Raw genomic sequence first — 14,134 nt, forward strand, 5'->3', positions numbered from 1 at the left:
CGAGAAGTCAGAAAAGCGGGCCTGCCCGCACATGGCCAGCCAACCCCGGCCGGAACGAAAACCCCCGGGAGCGCCAGGTCCATCCCAGGGGTTTTCACGTAGATAATACTAAGCCCAGCGCGCGCCGCAACCCGGCGGCCGGATTTTTCCCGGCCAGCCAGGCGCGTCCCACACCCGATCCGCCATGACGCCAGGCTCCCCGCCCCCTCCTCCCCACGGCACGCTGCACACGCTGCGCACCCTCTTTCCCTATCTCTGGCCCGCGGGCGAGCGCGGCTTGAAGATCCGGGTCGTGGCCGCCCTGCTCTGCCTCTTCGCGGCCAAGGGCGCCACCGTCTACGTGCCGGTGCTGTATAAGCATGCCGTCGACGCGCTAAGCGGTGGCGCGCCGGGCGCCGTGGCCGTGCCGCTGGGCTTCATCCTGGCCTACGGCGCGGCGCGCGTGCTCTCGCTGCTCTTCGCCGAACTGCGCGACGCGCTGTTCGCCCGGGTCGGACAGCACGCCATCCGCGCGGTCGGCCTGCGCATATTCCGCCACCTGCACGGTCTGGCGCTGCGCTTTCACCTGTCGCGCCAGACCGGCGGGCTTACGCGCTCCATCGAACGCGGCACCAAGGGCATCCAGACCCTGCTCTCGTTCCTGCTCTTCAACATCCTGCCCACCTTCTTCGAGCTCGGGCTGGTCTGCGCCGTGTTGTGGAAAATGTTCGACGGCTGGCTGGCCCTGGCCACGGGCGCCACGGTCGCCCTGTATATCGCCTACACGCTGGCCGTCACCGAGTGGCGCGCGAAATTCCGCCGCCAGATGAACGAAACCGATTCCGAAGCCAACACCAAGGCCATCGAAAGCCTGCTGAACTACGAGACGGTCAAGTATTTCGGCAACGAAGAGCACGAGGCGCGCCGCTACGACGCCTCGCTCACCCGCTACGAACGCGCGGCCGTGCGCAGCCAGGTCAGCCTGTCCGTTCTCAACATCGGGCAGGCGGCCATCATTTCCGCCGGCCTGACGCTGGTCATGTGGATGGCCGCGCGCGGCATCGCGCAGGGCCGCCACACGCTGGGCGATTTCGTGCTGGTCAACACCTATCTGCTGCAGCTCTACCAGCCGCTCAGTTTCTTCGGCTTCATCTACCGCGAGATCAAGCAATCGCTCATCGACATGGAGCGCATGTTCGAACTGCTGGGCCAGGACCGCGAAATCGCCGACCGCCCGGGCGCCGCGCCCCTGCGCGTGGCCGGCGGCGCCGTGGAATTCCGCGACGTGCGCTTCGGATACGATGCGCGCCGCCCCATTCTCAAGGGCGTGAGCTTCGCCATCCCGGCCGGCAAGACCGTGGCCGTGGCGGGCAGTTCCGGGGCCGGCAAATCCACGCTGGCGCGCCTGCTGTTCCGCTTCTACGACGTCGACTCCGGCGCCATCCTGATCGACGGCCAGGACATCCGCGACGTCACCCAGGCCAGCCTGCGCGCGGCCATCGGCGTGGTGCCGCAGGACACGGTGCTCTTCAACGACACCATCCGCTACAACATCGGCTACGGCCGGCCCGGGGCCAGCGAGGCGGAGATCCGCGAAGCCGCCCGCCTCGCCCACATCGACGGGCTCATCGACGCCATGCCCGACGGCTACGGCACCCTGGTGGGCGAGCGCGGCCTGAAACTCTCCGGCGGAGAAAAGCAGCGCGTGGCCATTGCCCGCACGCTGCTCAAGCGTCCCGCCATCTTCCTGTTCGACGAAGCCACCAGCGCCCTGGACACCCACACCGAGCGCGAAATCCAGGCGAACCTGCGCGAGGTCAGCCAGGACCGCAGCACGCTCATCATCGCCCACCGGCTCTCCACCGTGGCCGATGCCGACGAGATACTCGTCCTGGCCGAGGGCCGCATCGTCGAACGCGGCCGCCACGCGCAACTGCTGGCCCGCGGCGGACTGTACGCCAGCCTCTGGGCCCGCCAGCAAAGCGCCCTCGCCGCGCAGGAGGATTGAGCGCCCGCCGGGCCGGGATTGACAGCGCGATGGCGCTGGCCGAACATCGCACCCTTTTCGAGGCCCGCCATGCCCAACGCCTGTTCCGACACCGAAATCCGCGTCTGCGCCGCCGGCGATCTCGCCGAGGGCGGCCTGGGCGTGAAAGTGCCCGTCACCGACGGATCGGGCCGCACCACCGCGTTTTTCGTGCGCTACCAGGGCCGCGTGTACGGCTATCTGAACCGCTGCGCCCACGTGGGCGTAGAACTGGACTGGGAAGGCAGCTTCTTCACCCGCGCGGCGACCTGCTCATGTGCGCGCGGCACGGTGCGACCTACCAGCCCGACACCGGCCTGTGCGTGGGCGGCCCCTGCAAGAACGGCCGCCTCGTCGCGCTGCAGGTGCAGGAACGCGACGAGGCCGTCTACTGGACGCCAGCCGGCAAGATCCAGCCCGTGGCGGACTGACTTCGCGGCCGGCCTATGCGCGGGCGGACGCCGGCTGGGCTTCGTTCCCGCGCTCGGCGTAGCGCCGGGCCAGCATGGCGCACACCATGAGCTGCATCTGGTGAAAAATCATCAGCGGCAGCACCACGATGCCCATTTGCGCCGTGCCGAACAGCACCGTGGCCAGCGGTATTCCCGACGCCAGCGATTTCTTCGAGCCGCAGAACACCAGCGTGATCTCGTTTTCCTTGGACAACCCGAGCCTGCGGCTGCCCCAGGTGGTAACGGCCAGCACGACGCCCAGCAGCAGCGCATTGACCAGCACCAGCGTCGCCAGATCCCGGGGCGGGAACGCATGCCAGATGCCCTGGGCCACGGCTTCGCTGAACGCCGTGTACACGGCGAGCAGAATGGAGCTGCGGTCCACCTTGGCCAGCACGCGGCTGTTGCGCCTGGCCCAGGCGCCGATCCAGGGGCGCAGCAGGCTGCCCGCCGCGAACGGCAGCAGCAACTGCACCAGGATGCGCCCCGCGTCGGCCAGGCCGTGCCCGCCGCCCTGCCGGTGCAGCAGCACGGCCACCAGCAGCGGCGTCAGCACCGTGCCCAGCAGATTGGACGCGGTGGCCGCGCAGATGGCGCCGGGCACGTTGCCGCGCGCCATGGACGTGAAAGCGATGGAGGACTGCACCGTCGAGGACAAGGTGCAGACGAACAACACGCCCAGCCACAGCGAAGGCGTGAGCAGGCCCGGGAAGGCCGCGCGCAGCGCCAGCCCGAGCAGCGGAAAGAGAATGAAGGTGCACGACAGGATCAGCGCGTGCAGCCGCAGGTCTTTCACCCCCGCGACGATCGCATCCGTGGACAGGCGCGCGCCGTGCAGGAAGAACAGCAGCGAGATCGCGATATTGCTCGCCACCATCATGAAAGACGCGCCCTTGCCCACGGCGGGGAACACACTGGCGAACGCCACCGTGGCGATCAGGATCAGGGTGAAGGTGTCGGGAAGAAAACGGCGCATGGCATCAGGTGTTCCGAAGGGATGCCTGCGACTATAGGCGCGCCGCTTGCCATCGTGAAGTGCGCTAGGTACTTTAACTGCTATTGGATATTCCTATAGCCGTCCTCCATGCTCAATCCCCTCTGGCTCAAGACCTTCGCCGCCGCCGCGGCCGCGCCCAGCTTCTCCGAGGCCGCGCGACGGCTGGGCCTGACCCAGCCCACGGTCAGCGAACACATCCGGCAGCTCGAAACCTCGCTGGGGCGCAAGCTGTTCCTGCGCGACACGCATTCGCTGGCGCTCACCAGCGACGGGCGCAGCCTGCTGGTGCATGCCCAGCTCATCCTCCAGGCGCACGAAAGAGCGCAGAAACTGTTCGATGCGCCGCGGCTGCGCGGCCGCGTGCGGCTGGGCACCTCCGACGACCTGGCGCTGGGCCCCCTGCCCGGCGTGCTGGCCGCGTTCCGCCAGGAACACCCGGAAGTGGAGCTGGACATCACGATCGGCGTGACCAGCGAACTCTACAAGCTGCTGGACGACCACCGCCTCGACGTGATGATCGGCAAGCGCCGCCAGGGCGACCGGCGCGGCCAGACGCTGCACAAGGAAGCCCTGCTCTGGCAAGCCCGCGAGGGCCTGCGCCTCGCGCCCGAAGCCCCCCTGCCGCTGATCCTGCTGCGCGAACCCAGCGTCACCCGCACGCTGGCGCTGGAAGCGCTGGCGCGCGCGGGCCGCGGCTGGCAGATCGTCTGCACCAGCACGAGCTACGCGGGATGCCAGGCGGCGGCGCGCGCCGGACTGGGCATCACCGTGCAGCCCTCGCACCTGTCCACGGCGGGGCTCGCGCCGCCGGCCGGCGCGCTTGCGCTGCCCGCGCTGCCGCAAGTGGAATTCATCGTGATTTCGGCCCCCTCGCCCAACCGTCCGACCCAGGCGCTGACGGACATCCTGATGCGCAGCACACTGGTGTAGGCGGCCGGGCTATTCGGGCAGCGGGTCGGGCACGCCGTCGGCATCGACGGACTGGACGCGGTCCAGCGCGTTGCGCGCGGCCGACATGGCTTCCACCGTGCTGCGAAAGCGCCGGCGCACGAAGATCTCGAAGACGCGGTTCTGTTCCCCGGGCGCTGCTTCCTGCTCCGGCCGGGCCTCGGCCTGCGGCGGCCTGACGGCAGCCGTGGGCCGGGTTTCGAGGAAAGCGCGCGGAGGCACGCGCCCTTCGGGCTGCGTGGCATAGGCCACTACGGAAAAACCGCCGATGATTTTCTCGGCCATACCCACTCCTGTTGGAACGCGCGCGCGGCTCCCGCGGAGGCGGCCGTCGGGCGCGATATGTCCCGACTACGGCCCTCCGAATGGCAAACTTAAACAAGAAAGTCAGAATTTCGGGCGCCGGGGCGCAGGCCGCGGCGGGCCATGGAGCGGGCTGGCCTCAGCCGGCGGGCGCGTCGTCCATACGGCCGCGCACGTATCCGGCCACGGTTTCGAGCACTTGCGACAGATCCGCGCGCAACTGCTCGAAGCCTGCGTTGCGCTCGCGCGTGGCTTCGTCCATGTAGAGCGGCCGCCGGATTTCCACCTGCAGGCTGTGGCGCCGCTGCGCGGGCTGGCCGATCTGGGCGATCAGTTGCACGCCCTTGTAGGGGTCGTTGCGCGCCACCGTATAGCCGCGGGCGCGCAGCGCCTCCTCGATGAGGGCGACGAAGCCCGGCTCGCAGGTGGCGCCGTCGCGGTCGCCGAGCACGAAATCGGCCAGCGGGCGCGGACTCTGCCGGCCCAGGCGCTCATAGGCGTCGTTGGGCATCGAGTGCAGGTTCAGGTGCCAGACCGCGCCGAAACGCTCCTGGGTCCGCCGGATGGCGGCAGCCAGGGCCTCGTGGTAGGGCTGGTAATAGGCCTGGATGCGGTGGCGCACTTCGGCCAGCGACAGCTTGCGGTCGTAGATGGGCGTGGACTTGTCCATGCGGCGCCAGATCAGCCCCTTGCCCAGCCGCGTCTTCTCGCCCGGATCCAGCGGCTCGGGCCAGGGCTCGGCCAGCAGTTCCGGATCGAGGTCGCGCAGCGTGCGGTTGGGGTCGATGTACACGCGCGGAAAGTTCGCCGCGATGAGCGTGGCGCCCAGCGCGGGCGCGGCCGACCACAACGCGTCGACGTGGGTGTCCTCGCCCTGCCGCAACTGGGCCAGGGTGGCGCTGGCGCCGAAATCCGCGGGATAGCGCTCGCCGCTGTGCGGCGAGTCACAGACCAGCGGCAAGGCCGGGCCCTGCGGTTCGTATACGGAAACGGCGTCGAAGTCGGCTTGCGTCATCGTCAGTCAGCCTCGATGCGGGCGGTCTTGGCAACCTTGGCGTAGCGCGCCAGGGCCTGTTCGATCTGCGCCTGGAATTCCTGGGGCGTGGTGGGCATGAGCGTACCGCCGACGTCCTCGGCCTTCTTGCGGAACTCGGGGTCTTCCATGGCGGCGCGCACGGCCTTGTTCAGCCGTTCGATCACGGCGGCAGGCGTGCCGGCCGGCGCCACCAGGCCGAACCAGCCGCCCGTGCCCATGTCGGGATAGCCCAGCTCGATATACGTGGGCACGTCGGGCAGCAGCGGCGAGCGCTGCGCGCCGAGCACGGCCAGGGCCCGCAGCTTGCCGCCCTGCACCTGCGGCAGGGTAGACGAGAGATTGTCGGTAATGGCGTCGACCTGGCCGCCCATCACGTCATTGAGCGCCGGGCCCGCGCCGCGGTACGGCACGTGCAGCAGCTTGACGCCGGACAGCATCATGAAGTTCTCGATGTTCACGTGTCCCAGCGACCCCACGCCGGGCGAGGCGAAGCTGTACTTGTCGGGCGAGCCCTTGGCCAGCGCGACGAACTCGGCCATGTTCTTGGCCGGCACCTGCGGATTGATCGCGAAGATGCTGGGCACGGCCAGCACGTTGCCGATGGGCGCGAAGTCCTTGACCGGGTCGTAGTTCAGGCGGCGGTACACGGCCGGGTTGGAGCCATGCGTGCTCATCGTGGCCATGCCGATGGTGTAGCCGTCCGGCGTGGCGCGCGCCACCTGCTCCATGCCCAGCGAGCCGCCCGCGCCGGCCTTGTTTTCCACCACGATGGTCTGCTTGAGATCGCGGCCGGCGTATTCCGCGATGAGGCGCGCCACGATGTCGGTCGAGCCGCCGGCCGCGAAGGGCACTACCAGCTTGATCGGGCGCGCGGGATAGTCGGCCGCCCGGGCGGGCATGGCGACGGCGGACGCCAGGGAAACGATGCCGGCGAGCGCAAGGCGCGCGGACCGGCCAAGAAAACGGCGGGACATGAGGCAACTCCGAAAAGGGAATGGCGAAGAAGCCGCAAGTGTCCGAACTTTACGCTGGAGCATCAAACGACTATATTGCACGCTTTCATTACCAGCAGTCATTCTAAGTACGGTCATGCGCCTGCACTCGCCGTCCATGTCCGAGCTGCATGCGTTCGTGGCGGCGGCGCGGCTGGGCAGCTTCACCCTGGCCGCGCGGGAACTCTGCGTTACCCAGGGCGCCATCAGCCGTGCCATCTCGCGCCTGGAGACGCACTTCGGCCAGCCGCTCATGCGGCGCAACGCCCACGGCCTCGCGCTCACCGAAACCGGCCGCCGGCTGTATGAAGAAGCGCGCGAGCCGCTGGCTCGCATCGAAGCCCTGAGCGCCGAGCTGCGCGCCGCCGACCGCCGCCTGCGCCTGACGATCTCCAGCGTGCCCACGCTGGCCAGCGCCTGGCTGGTGCCCCGGCTGCCCGATTTCCACCAGCGCCACCCCGGCATCCAGCTCGGCTTTGCCGCCTACCGGCGCAACGAGGACTTTTCCGGCGCCACGCCCGACGCCAGCATTCTGTCGGGCGTCGAAGGCCAATGGCCCGGGTGGCAGGCCGACTACGTCATCGGCCGCGAAATGGTGGTCATCTGCCATCCGCAGCGGCTGGCGGCGCGGCGCGCCCGGGGGCTATGGAACACGCCGGCCGGCCTGCTGGACGAGCCGCTGCTCTACCACGGCAACGGCGTCGACAACTGGGCCTGGTGGTTTGCCGCCGCCGGCGTCGCGCCCGAGGGCGTGCGGCTGGCCAGCGGCTTCGACCAGGTTTCCATTCTGGTGCGCGCCGTCATGGCCGACATGGGCATCGCGGTGCTGCAGCGCTGCCTGGTGCGCGACGACATCGCGGCGGGCCGCGTGGCAGCGCCTTTTCCCGACCTGCCCTGCCGCATCGCCCGCGGCTACTACCTGTGCGCGCCCCCGCAGCGCCGCGACCACTACGCGCTGCGGTGCTTCCGCACCTGGCTGCTGGAAACCGCGGCGGCCGACCCCGATGTCGCCGGCGCGCCGGGTCAGGCGGCTGAGCCGTCCGGCTCGCCGAAAGCGGCGGAACAAACAAAGGCGGGCCTCCAGGGCCCGCCTTCTCTGCTGCTCAATCGCCTTGCAACCGCCACCCGCGCTGTCGTGAACGACCCTCTCAGGGCGCCAGCTTGAAACCGAGGTCCACGCCCCACTTGTCCGTCTCGCGCAGCCACTTGGCGCCGCACACCAGGCATCGGAAGTGATCTTCGCGGCTTTCCTCGCGGCCTTTCTGCGTAGGGTGGGTGAATCCCTGATGACCGAGCTGGGCGTGCGGCGCAACCCCGGCAAGCCCGGGATGAATGCGTTGGCAAGCCTGGCACATAACGCTCATTGATGCTACCCCTTAAAAAAACTTACAAAAGTGTAAGGGATTTCACCAATATTTTTCTATCAAAATCCAGGTCCAAAAGGAAAGAATCTTGTTAGCGTGCTAACTTAATTACGTTTTGCAACTCTTCCAGGCACGTCGCCAGATGGTAGGGAGAGGTGGACGGCATGTCGCCGCGGGTGACCTGGCCCTGCCCGTCCAGGCATTCATGCCAGCCTCCCGGGTGCAGAAAATCCCGGTTGAAGCGGACCAGCGCCGGCTCCAGGACAGCCAGATCGCCAGTAGCCGCCAGCATGCGCAGATATTCGGTCTGGGCCCAGATGCGGCGCGTGTCGTCGAGCACGCCGCCGCGCATGTCGAGCGCGGCCCGCACCGAGCCGTCGTCTACCCCGTGGCGGCGGGCCCATGCCACCCCGCGCGGCAGGAAATCGGGCAATTCGAGGCCGTCGTAGACGTCTTGCGCGCCGTGCACCAGGGTCATCCACTCGAACTGGTGCCCGGGCTCGAGACGATTGTCCGCCGTCCCCATCGCCTCCTCGGCAATGCACTGTGAGGGCGGATGCAGGAATGCCGCCGCCACGGCCTGCCCCAGGCGGCGCAGGCGTTGCGCGAAAAGCGCCGGCTCGGCGATCTGCGCCGCCGCCAGGTAGGACTCCGTCAGGTGCATCATGGGGTTCTGCGCCGGGCCGCGCACGACCCGCCGCCAATCGGCGCCCAGCGCGCTGGCGTAGAGCTCATCGCCGGTGCGGAAATGCGCCTCGATGTGCTCCGCGGTCTCCAACATCAGCCGGCGCGCCTGCGCCGCGCGCGAGCTGCGGAAATAGGCCGCGCAGGCAAACACTACGAATGCATGCGTGTAGAGATCCTGAGTGTCGTCCAGCGGCTTGCCCTCGGCATCCACGCTGAACCGCCAGCCGCCGTGCTCCGCGTTGCGGAACGTGCGCGTCAGCGATTCGAAGAGCCTGCCGGCGTGCTCGCGCGCGCCCGGCGCCCGCGCGTTGGAGAAAACGTAGAGCTGACGCGCGCACGCCATGGCGCGATAGCGCACCGGCGGCAAGGGCCGGCCGCTGGCCGCGTCCAGCGACTCGTAGGGCAGGCCCAGGGTCTGGTTGAACCCTGGGCCCATCCACATGGGAAGGATGAGGGAGTCGAAGTGATCGCCCAGCACACGAATGTGCCGCGCGAGCGGGGAATGGGTCTGTGCGGCGGCCATGTCGGAACGGCGGGTAATCCGGAAAGTGCGGCGTATCGCGGCGTGTCGGGATGTTTGCCGCGACGATGTCTCATGGAGGATTATCGCCGGAATTTCCGGGCCGGGCCGCCCTGGGGCACAGACCGGGCAGACTCGCTTTCAGTGCAAAACACACTAGCGAAAGATGTTCTCCTTGACCCAGTCTTGCGCGAACGCTTCCGCGCGATCCCGCGCCTCATCCAGCGAGGCGCAATTGCCCAGATGGGAAAAAGCGGCATCCACTTCCGTGCCGCCCTCGGCCGTCACCGTCAGCAATACGCCATATCCGCCGGTATCCATGGCCGCCGTGGAAACGTCGATCAGTACTTCCTGGTCGCGATGCTGCATGGGTTCCTCCCAGTCGGTTGCCTAAACGCGTCTGAACGCGTGAACCACGCGTGACGCCGCGGGTTTGCTCGCGAGCAGCCGCGCCAATGAATAGACATGCTTGCGTCACGCAAGTTCATCTTAACGGCAGCCGACCCTTCCGGATACGTCGGGAAGCAGCCAAATGGCACAGTAATTCACGGGAATTCGCCGCTGTCGCGGCACAATCGGGGAACGATGGGCGCAACAAACCAGACACAGTTGGCGAAATGTATCGCGGGCGCGATCAGCGGCGGTGGATAGCGGCGGGGTCTTCCATGCGCAGGGCCAGTTCGCCCTTGGCGGTCACACGCCAGCGGCCGGGTCCGGCCGGCTCGATGCAGCGCAGGGTTTCGAGCGCCTGGAGCACGTCGGCGGGCACCTCGTCGGCCGGCCGGGCGTCCGCTTCGCCGCTTTCGGCGATCACGCGCAGCCACTCTCCCAATTCGCCCTTCTTGAAACGATGCAATGCCATGGAATCCTTCCTGCCAAACGCGGTAAAGATAGCACGCCGCGCGCTCAGGCAAGCAGCCTGGGCAGCGACGCCGCCAGCAGCGCGATGCCGGAGAGCGTCAGCAGCCCCAGCACGACCCGCCGGAATGCCGCATCGCTGATGCCCGTGTACACGCGCGTACCCAGCCAGGCGGGCACCAGCATCGCGGGCAGGACCACCGCGAACTGCGGCAGCATGGCGGACGTGACCACGCCGGTGACGACATAGCCGATCATCGTCACCGTCAGCATGGACAGGTTGAAATTCTGGATGACGGCGCGCTGCGTATCGCGGTCGTATCCCCTCAAGGTGCACCACAGCGTGGGAATCACGCCGGTGAATCCGCCCAGCCCACCCATGACGCCGCCCATCAGCCCCGCCACGCCGTCGGCCGTGCGGCCGCCCACCGAAATGCGCGGCAGGCGGCCCGCGCAGAGCATGAGGGGGCACCAGACGGCCAGCAGCCCGCCGATGCAGACTTTGAAGACCACGGGGTCGAGATAGGGCAGCACTTTCAATCCCAGGGGGATGCCAAGCAGGCCCCCGGCCACGAATGGCAGCAGCCGCGCCAGCGCGAAGCCCCGTCGCACCGTGAACGCCGCCAGCAACTGGCCGCTGAGCGCGCCGAACACCGCCATCGGCGCGGCCAGCCGGGGCTCCACCGTCCAGGCCCAGAACGACATGGCCACCATGCCGAACCCGAACCCCGACAGCCCCTGCACGAAGCCCGCGGCCATTGCGCCGGCCGCCAGCACCAGGTAAAGCTCGCCCATTCTTTCCCGCCCCTGCGGTCGTCAGCCGAAAGCGCCACATTCTACCGGCGCGGCGCGCCGCCGACGCTGCCCGGGCCAGGCGGCGCCCGGCTATATTCACGGCATAGATGAATTGAAAACCCGCCCCTTACAGGTGATTCATGCTGGACATCGATCTCGACGCCACGGACATCCGCATCCTCAACGAGCTCCAGCGCGACGCACGCCTCACCAACGTCGAACTCGCCTCCCGCGTGAATCTCTCGCCCTCCCCCTGCCTGGCGCGGGTCCGCCGCCTCGAATCCGAGGGCCTGATCGACCGGCGCGTCACGCTGCTCAATGCGCGCAAGCTCGGGCTCAAGGTGAACGTCTTCATTCAGATCTCGCTGGACAAGCAGCGCAAATCGACACTGGACACGTTCGAACGCGAAATCGCCGTGCTGCCCGAAATCATGGAGTGCTATCTCATGTCGGGCGACGCCGACTACCTGGTGCGTGCGCTGGTGCCCGACGTGGACGCGCTGGAGCGGCTGATCGTGCAGCACATCACGCGCATTCCCGGCGTGGCCAGCATACGCTCGAGCTTCGCGCTCAAGCAGGTGCTCTACACCACCGCGGTGCCCCTGCCCTGACGCTTGCGGCCCCGCAGCAGGCGGACCACAATGAAGCCACGGCCGCCGCGCGGACGGCCCCCGCATCGCAAAGGAGACCGCCATGCCAGAAACCGAATGGTTCCCGGGAAGCTCGCTGCCCGAACGCCAGGGCTATTTCGAAGTCGAATTCTCCACCGGCGAGGTCGAAATCACCCGCTATGGCATGCTGGGCTGGGAGCCCGAAGAAGAACGCGGCCACATCGTGCGCTGGCGGGGCCTGGATCCCAAGATCGAGGCCGCGGAAATCGAACGGGCCAACGCCCTGCGCGCCGGCGGCGATTCGCTGCTCGGCTGAAGCGCGCCGGATCGCGGGCGGCGCCCCCCCGCACAAACGGCAAACGCCGCGCGGCAGTCCCGCCGCGCCGGCCCGTTTGTTCGCGCAGAGGCGGGCGCGAAACGCCCGCCTTGCCGCACTCAGAGATCCAGCTTGGAAATCTTGGTGCCCGCCAGCGAAACGCCGGCCATCAGGCCGCCATTGTTCATCACGAAGCCCACGATGGGCTGCTGGGCGGTGTTGGTGTCGATACGGCCGTTGGCGCCGATGTTGGCCACGGCCACCGTCGCGTCCGCGCCCACGGTCCACCCGGCGCTGTTGCGGAACTTGTTCAGCGCGTCATCCGTCATGAAAAGCAGCACCATTGCCTTGGACTGCGCGCCGGCCTGGAAGCCGATCGAGCCCGCCGTCGTGCTGTAGTAGCCCGCGGGAGCGCCGCCCACGCGCAGCACGCCCTTGCCGTGCTCGGCGCCGACGATGAAGCTGCCGCTCAGCACGTCGGGAAACACCAGCACGCCCTTGGCGCGCGCCACCAGTTCCTTGGACTGCGGCGAAGCCTCGTACAACCGGGTCAGCGTCGCGTTGGCCGCGCTGTTGAGCGACTGGCGCTGTTCCGTTGCCGTCGCGCTGGTCTTGGGCGGCGTAGCGGTGCAGCCGACGAAGAGCACGCTGGCCGCGCCCAGGGCGACAGCGATACTGGCACGACGAAAAGCAGGAAATGTGTCGAACATGGAACGCTCCTTGTTGTTGTACATCCTCAACCACTCTAATCGCATGGCGCGCGGCGGCAAGCCCGGGATTGTGATAAACGAAACAAAACATCAACGCCGCATGGCGGAATCTCCCCCTGCGGAGACGAACCGGCTGGCCCCGGATGCCGCTTCAGAGAATGCCATAGCGCGGCTCGCCGGTCGCCGGGTCGATGGACAGGATACCAGCCAGCACGAGTTCGGCATGGCGCAGCGCCGAGGCCATATCCGGAAAGGTCACGAAACGGGGCAGGGACCAGCGGGCCTCCAGCCCTCCATCCTCCCGCGACACGACAATCTCGATCGCCAGCACGCCCTTGTCCAACATCACCGCCTCGCCCCGCACCATGAACCCATCGATATAACGACGCGGCCCAGCCGCCATCTTCGCCCCCTATCCGGACCAGGCCCCACGCCTGCGACATGACGCAAGATTCTTTCCTTGAAAGGCTTTGTTTTCAAGAGGTTACGAATCACTAGTTCATCTAGTAGCTTTGCATCTTGCGCGCCCGGGCGCCCGGCCCCTCATCCTTTTGCACGATACCCATCCTCCGGCGCCGCCTACCATAGAGACCAAGAGGGAAAACCCGAAGCCCGGCCGCGGGGCCGGCTGACGCATCCTGTGGAGGAAATCCATCATGGCATTCGGCTCACGCTTGTCCGACGTCATTCTCGAAGTGTCCGGGGCGTCCACGGTGCGCGTGGAGCGCCGCCTGCTGCGCCTGCGCCCGACCGACGTGCAATCGCCGCCGCGCAGCCTGTACCGATGCAGCCTGCCGACCGGCGAAACGGTGGAATGGCTGGGCGCAACGCGTTATCGCCTGCCCGACGGGCGCGTCGGCGTGGCGGTCGCACATGAACGGCCCATCCGGCGGCCGCCGGATTGGTCATAGCGAAGTGGTGGCGACAAACGCCCGGCCGCAATAAGCGCCGTGAAGACGGCATCGACGACGGGACGCCAATACGGGAGATGAAAGCGGAGCCTCGAAACTGCAATCTTCTACCCCGTCGCCGCGCGGAAAAGATAATCGCCCGCCCCGCCGCGATAAACCCTTGAGCGCCATCAGCAATAACCGGTCTTGGCGCAATCACTTAATGATTAATTGCTCGCATTTTTTTTGCGCCGAGTCTCGTACCTCGTCCCTTGCCCCTCGCCCCCCTGCCCGCAAAAAAACCGTTGAAAATGACAAAGGCCGTCAGTGATTTCTCACTGACGCCTTTAGAACAATGGTCGGGACGGCGGGATTCGAACTCGCGACCCCTTGCACCCCATGCAAGTGCGCTACCAGGCTGCGCTACGCCCCGAAAGAAAAAGAGTATAGCAGAACTAAATTTTGTTTGCACGCCTTCGCGCAAAAAATTCGCTCGCCCCCAAAAAATTTCCATTGCCGGTCCCGCGCGATTGCCCGGAACCGCACCCGCAAAAAAACGGCGCGCGTCCGGAGCGACGAATCGTCCGGCCGGCGCGCGTGGCCGCCATCGGACGGCCATGGTTCTCGCGCGTCAGTGCGCCTGCGCGGCC

The 14,134-nt window shown here is 67.6% G+C and carries 17 protein-coding genes, 1 tRNA gene and 1 pseudogene; 7 read left to right on the top strand and 12 right to left on the bottom strand.

The window, feature by feature from the left end; all coding sequences use genetic code 11:
- Positions 1 to 184 precede the first annotated feature (184 nt).
- Together AD428_RS09840 and AD428_RS09845 are read left to right on the top strand one after the other, a co-directional pair.
- Positions 185 to 1,987 (top strand): ABCB family ABC transporter ATP-binding protein/permease, encoded by a 1,803-nt coding sequence (locus AD428_RS09840; protein WP_053245047.1) that lies wholly within the window; start codon positions 185 to 187, stop codon positions 1,985 to 1,987.
- Positions 1,988 to 2,056: 69 nt separating this feature from the next.
- Positions 2,057 to 2,436: pseudogene (locus AD428_RS09845) on the top strand (Rieske (2Fe-2S) protein).
- Positions 2,437 to 2,449: 13 nt separating this feature from the next.
- Here the strand turns inward: AD428_RS09845 and AD428_RS09850 are convergent.
- On the bottom strand, positions 2,450 to 3,433 hold the full coding sequence (locus tag AD428_RS09850) for a bile acid:sodium symporter family protein (RefSeq protein WP_053245048.1): 984 nt from the start codon (positions 3,431 to 3,433) through the stop codon (positions 2,450 to 2,452).
- 108 nt (positions 3,434 to 3,541) lie between these two features.
- Here AD428_RS09850 and AD428_RS09855 point away from each other — a divergent pair, with 108 nt between their 5' ends.
- A complete protein-coding gene (locus AD428_RS09855; protein ID WP_053245049.1) occupies positions 3,542 to 4,384 on the top strand; it encodes a LysR substrate-binding domain-containing protein in 843 nt (280 codons plus the stop codon).
- A 9-nt stretch (positions 4,385 to 4,393) separates the two neighbouring features.
- On the opposite strand, the gene AD428_RS09860 is transcribed toward AD428_RS09855, so the two are convergent.
- The 3 genes from AD428_RS09860 to AD428_RS09870 all read right to left on the bottom strand — a co-directional run bounded on the left by AD428_RS09860 (position 4,394) and on the right by AD428_RS09870 (position 6,715).
- A complete protein-coding gene (locus AD428_RS09860) occupies positions 4,394 to 4,687 on the bottom strand; it encodes a hypothetical protein (RefSeq protein ID WP_053245046.1) in 294 nt (97 codons plus the stop codon).
- A gap of 157 nt (positions 4,688 to 4,844) precedes the next feature.
- Positions 4,845 to 5,720, bottom strand: a complete 876-nt coding sequence (locus AD428_RS09865; RefSeq protein WP_053245045.1) for an N-formylglutamate amidohydrolase — start codon at positions 5,718 to 5,720, stop codon at positions 4,845 to 4,847.
- 2 nt (positions 5,721 to 5,722) lie between these two features.
- Positions 5,723 to 6,715 (bottom strand): Bug family tripartite tricarboxylate transporter substrate binding protein, encoded by a 993-nt coding sequence (locus AD428_RS09870; RefSeq protein WP_053245044.1) that lies wholly within the window; start codon positions 6,713 to 6,715, stop codon positions 5,723 to 5,725.
- 115 nt (positions 6,716 to 6,830) lie between these two features.
- Between AD428_RS09870 and AD428_RS09875 the strand changes: the two genes are divergently transcribed.
- The gene (locus tag AD428_RS09875) at positions 6,831 to 7,898 is read left to right on the top strand and encodes a LysR substrate-binding domain-containing protein (RefSeq protein WP_082308347.1); all 1,068 of its coding nucleotides are present in this window, start codon (positions 6,831 to 6,833) and stop codon (positions 7,896 to 7,898) included.
- On the opposite strand, the gene AD428_RS09880 is transcribed toward AD428_RS09875, so the two are convergent.
- From AD428_RS09880 to AD428_RS09900, 5 genes are all read right to left on the bottom strand, one after another.
- Positions 7,882 to 8,097 carry a hypothetical protein gene (locus tag AD428_RS09880; RefSeq protein ID WP_053245042.1) on the bottom strand — a complete coding sequence of 72 codons (216 nt, stop codon included), beginning with the start codon at positions 8,095 to 8,097 and terminating at the stop codon, positions 7,882 to 7,884. The two genes, AD428_RS09875 and AD428_RS09880, sit on opposite strands and share 17 nt — an antisense overlap.
- 91 nt (positions 8,098 to 8,188) lie before the next feature.
- The gene (locus tag AD428_RS09885) at positions 8,189 to 9,307 is read right to left on the bottom strand and encodes an AGE family epimerase/isomerase (RefSeq protein WP_053245041.1); all 1,119 of its coding nucleotides are present in this window, start codon (positions 9,305 to 9,307) and stop codon (positions 8,189 to 8,191) included.
- Positions 9,308 to 9,460: 153 nt separating this feature from the next.
- Complete coding sequence (locus tag AD428_RS09890; RefSeq protein WP_053245040.1) at positions 9,461 to 9,673, bottom strand: hypothetical protein; 213 nt, start codon at positions 9,671 to 9,673, stop codon at positions 9,461 to 9,463.
- 265 nt (positions 9,674 to 9,938) lie between these two features.
- Positions 9,939 to 10,166, bottom strand: coding sequence for a hypothetical protein (locus tag AD428_RS09895; RefSeq protein ID WP_053245039.1), 228 nt, complete (start codon positions 10,164 to 10,166; stop codon positions 9,939 to 9,941).
- Positions 10,167 to 10,210: 44 nt separating this feature from the next.
- Positions 10,211 to 10,957, bottom strand: a complete 747-nt coding sequence (locus AD428_RS09900) for a sulfite exporter TauE/SafE family protein (RefSeq protein WP_053245038.1) — start codon at positions 10,955 to 10,957, stop codon at positions 10,211 to 10,213.
- Between the two features lie 140 nt (positions 10,958 to 11,097).
- Between AD428_RS09900 and AD428_RS09905 the strand changes: the two genes are divergently transcribed.
- Both AD428_RS09905 and AD428_RS09910 read left to right on the top strand, forming a co-directional pair.
- Positions 11,098 to 11,568: an Lrp/AsnC family transcriptional regulator gene (locus AD428_RS09905; protein WP_053245037.1), complete on the top strand. Its 471-nt coding sequence runs from the start codon at positions 11,098 to 11,100 to the stop codon at positions 11,566 to 11,568.
- 82 nt (positions 11,569 to 11,650) lie between these two features.
- The gene (locus AD428_RS09910; protein WP_053245036.1) at positions 11,651 to 11,884 is read left to right on the top strand and encodes a hypothetical protein; all 234 of its coding nucleotides are present in this window, start codon (positions 11,651 to 11,653) and stop codon (positions 11,882 to 11,884) included.
- A gap of 119 nt (positions 11,885 to 12,003) precedes the next feature.
- On the opposite strand, the gene AD428_RS09915 is transcribed toward AD428_RS09910, so the two are convergent.
- On the bottom strand, positions 12,004 to 12,594 hold the full coding sequence (locus tag AD428_RS09915) for a BPSL1445 family SYLF domain-containing lipoprotein (RefSeq protein ID WP_053245051.1): 591 nt from the start codon (positions 12,592 to 12,594) through the stop codon (positions 12,004 to 12,006).
- Between the two features lie 151 nt (positions 12,595 to 12,745).
- Positions 12,746 to 12,961 carry a hypothetical protein gene (locus tag AD428_RS09920; RefSeq protein ID WP_235489624.1) on the bottom strand — a complete coding sequence of 72 codons (216 nt, stop codon included), beginning with the start codon at positions 12,959 to 12,961 and terminating at the stop codon, positions 12,746 to 12,748.
- 289 nt (positions 12,962 to 13,250) lie between these two features.
- Between AD428_RS09920 and AD428_RS09925 the strand changes: the two genes are divergently transcribed.
- Positions 13,251 to 13,505: a hypothetical protein gene (locus AD428_RS09925; protein WP_053245034.1), complete on the top strand. Its 255-nt coding sequence runs from the start codon at positions 13,251 to 13,253 to the stop codon at positions 13,503 to 13,505.
- A gap of 335 nt (positions 13,506 to 13,840) precedes the next feature.
- On the opposite strand, the gene AD428_RS09930 is transcribed toward AD428_RS09925, so the two are convergent.
- Positions 13,841 to 13,917, bottom strand: a tRNA-Pro gene (locus tag AD428_RS09930).
- Positions 13,918 to 14,134: the final 217 nt, after the last annotated feature.

The sequence above is a fragment of the Achromobacter sp. DMS1 genome (genome assembly GCF_001270295.1).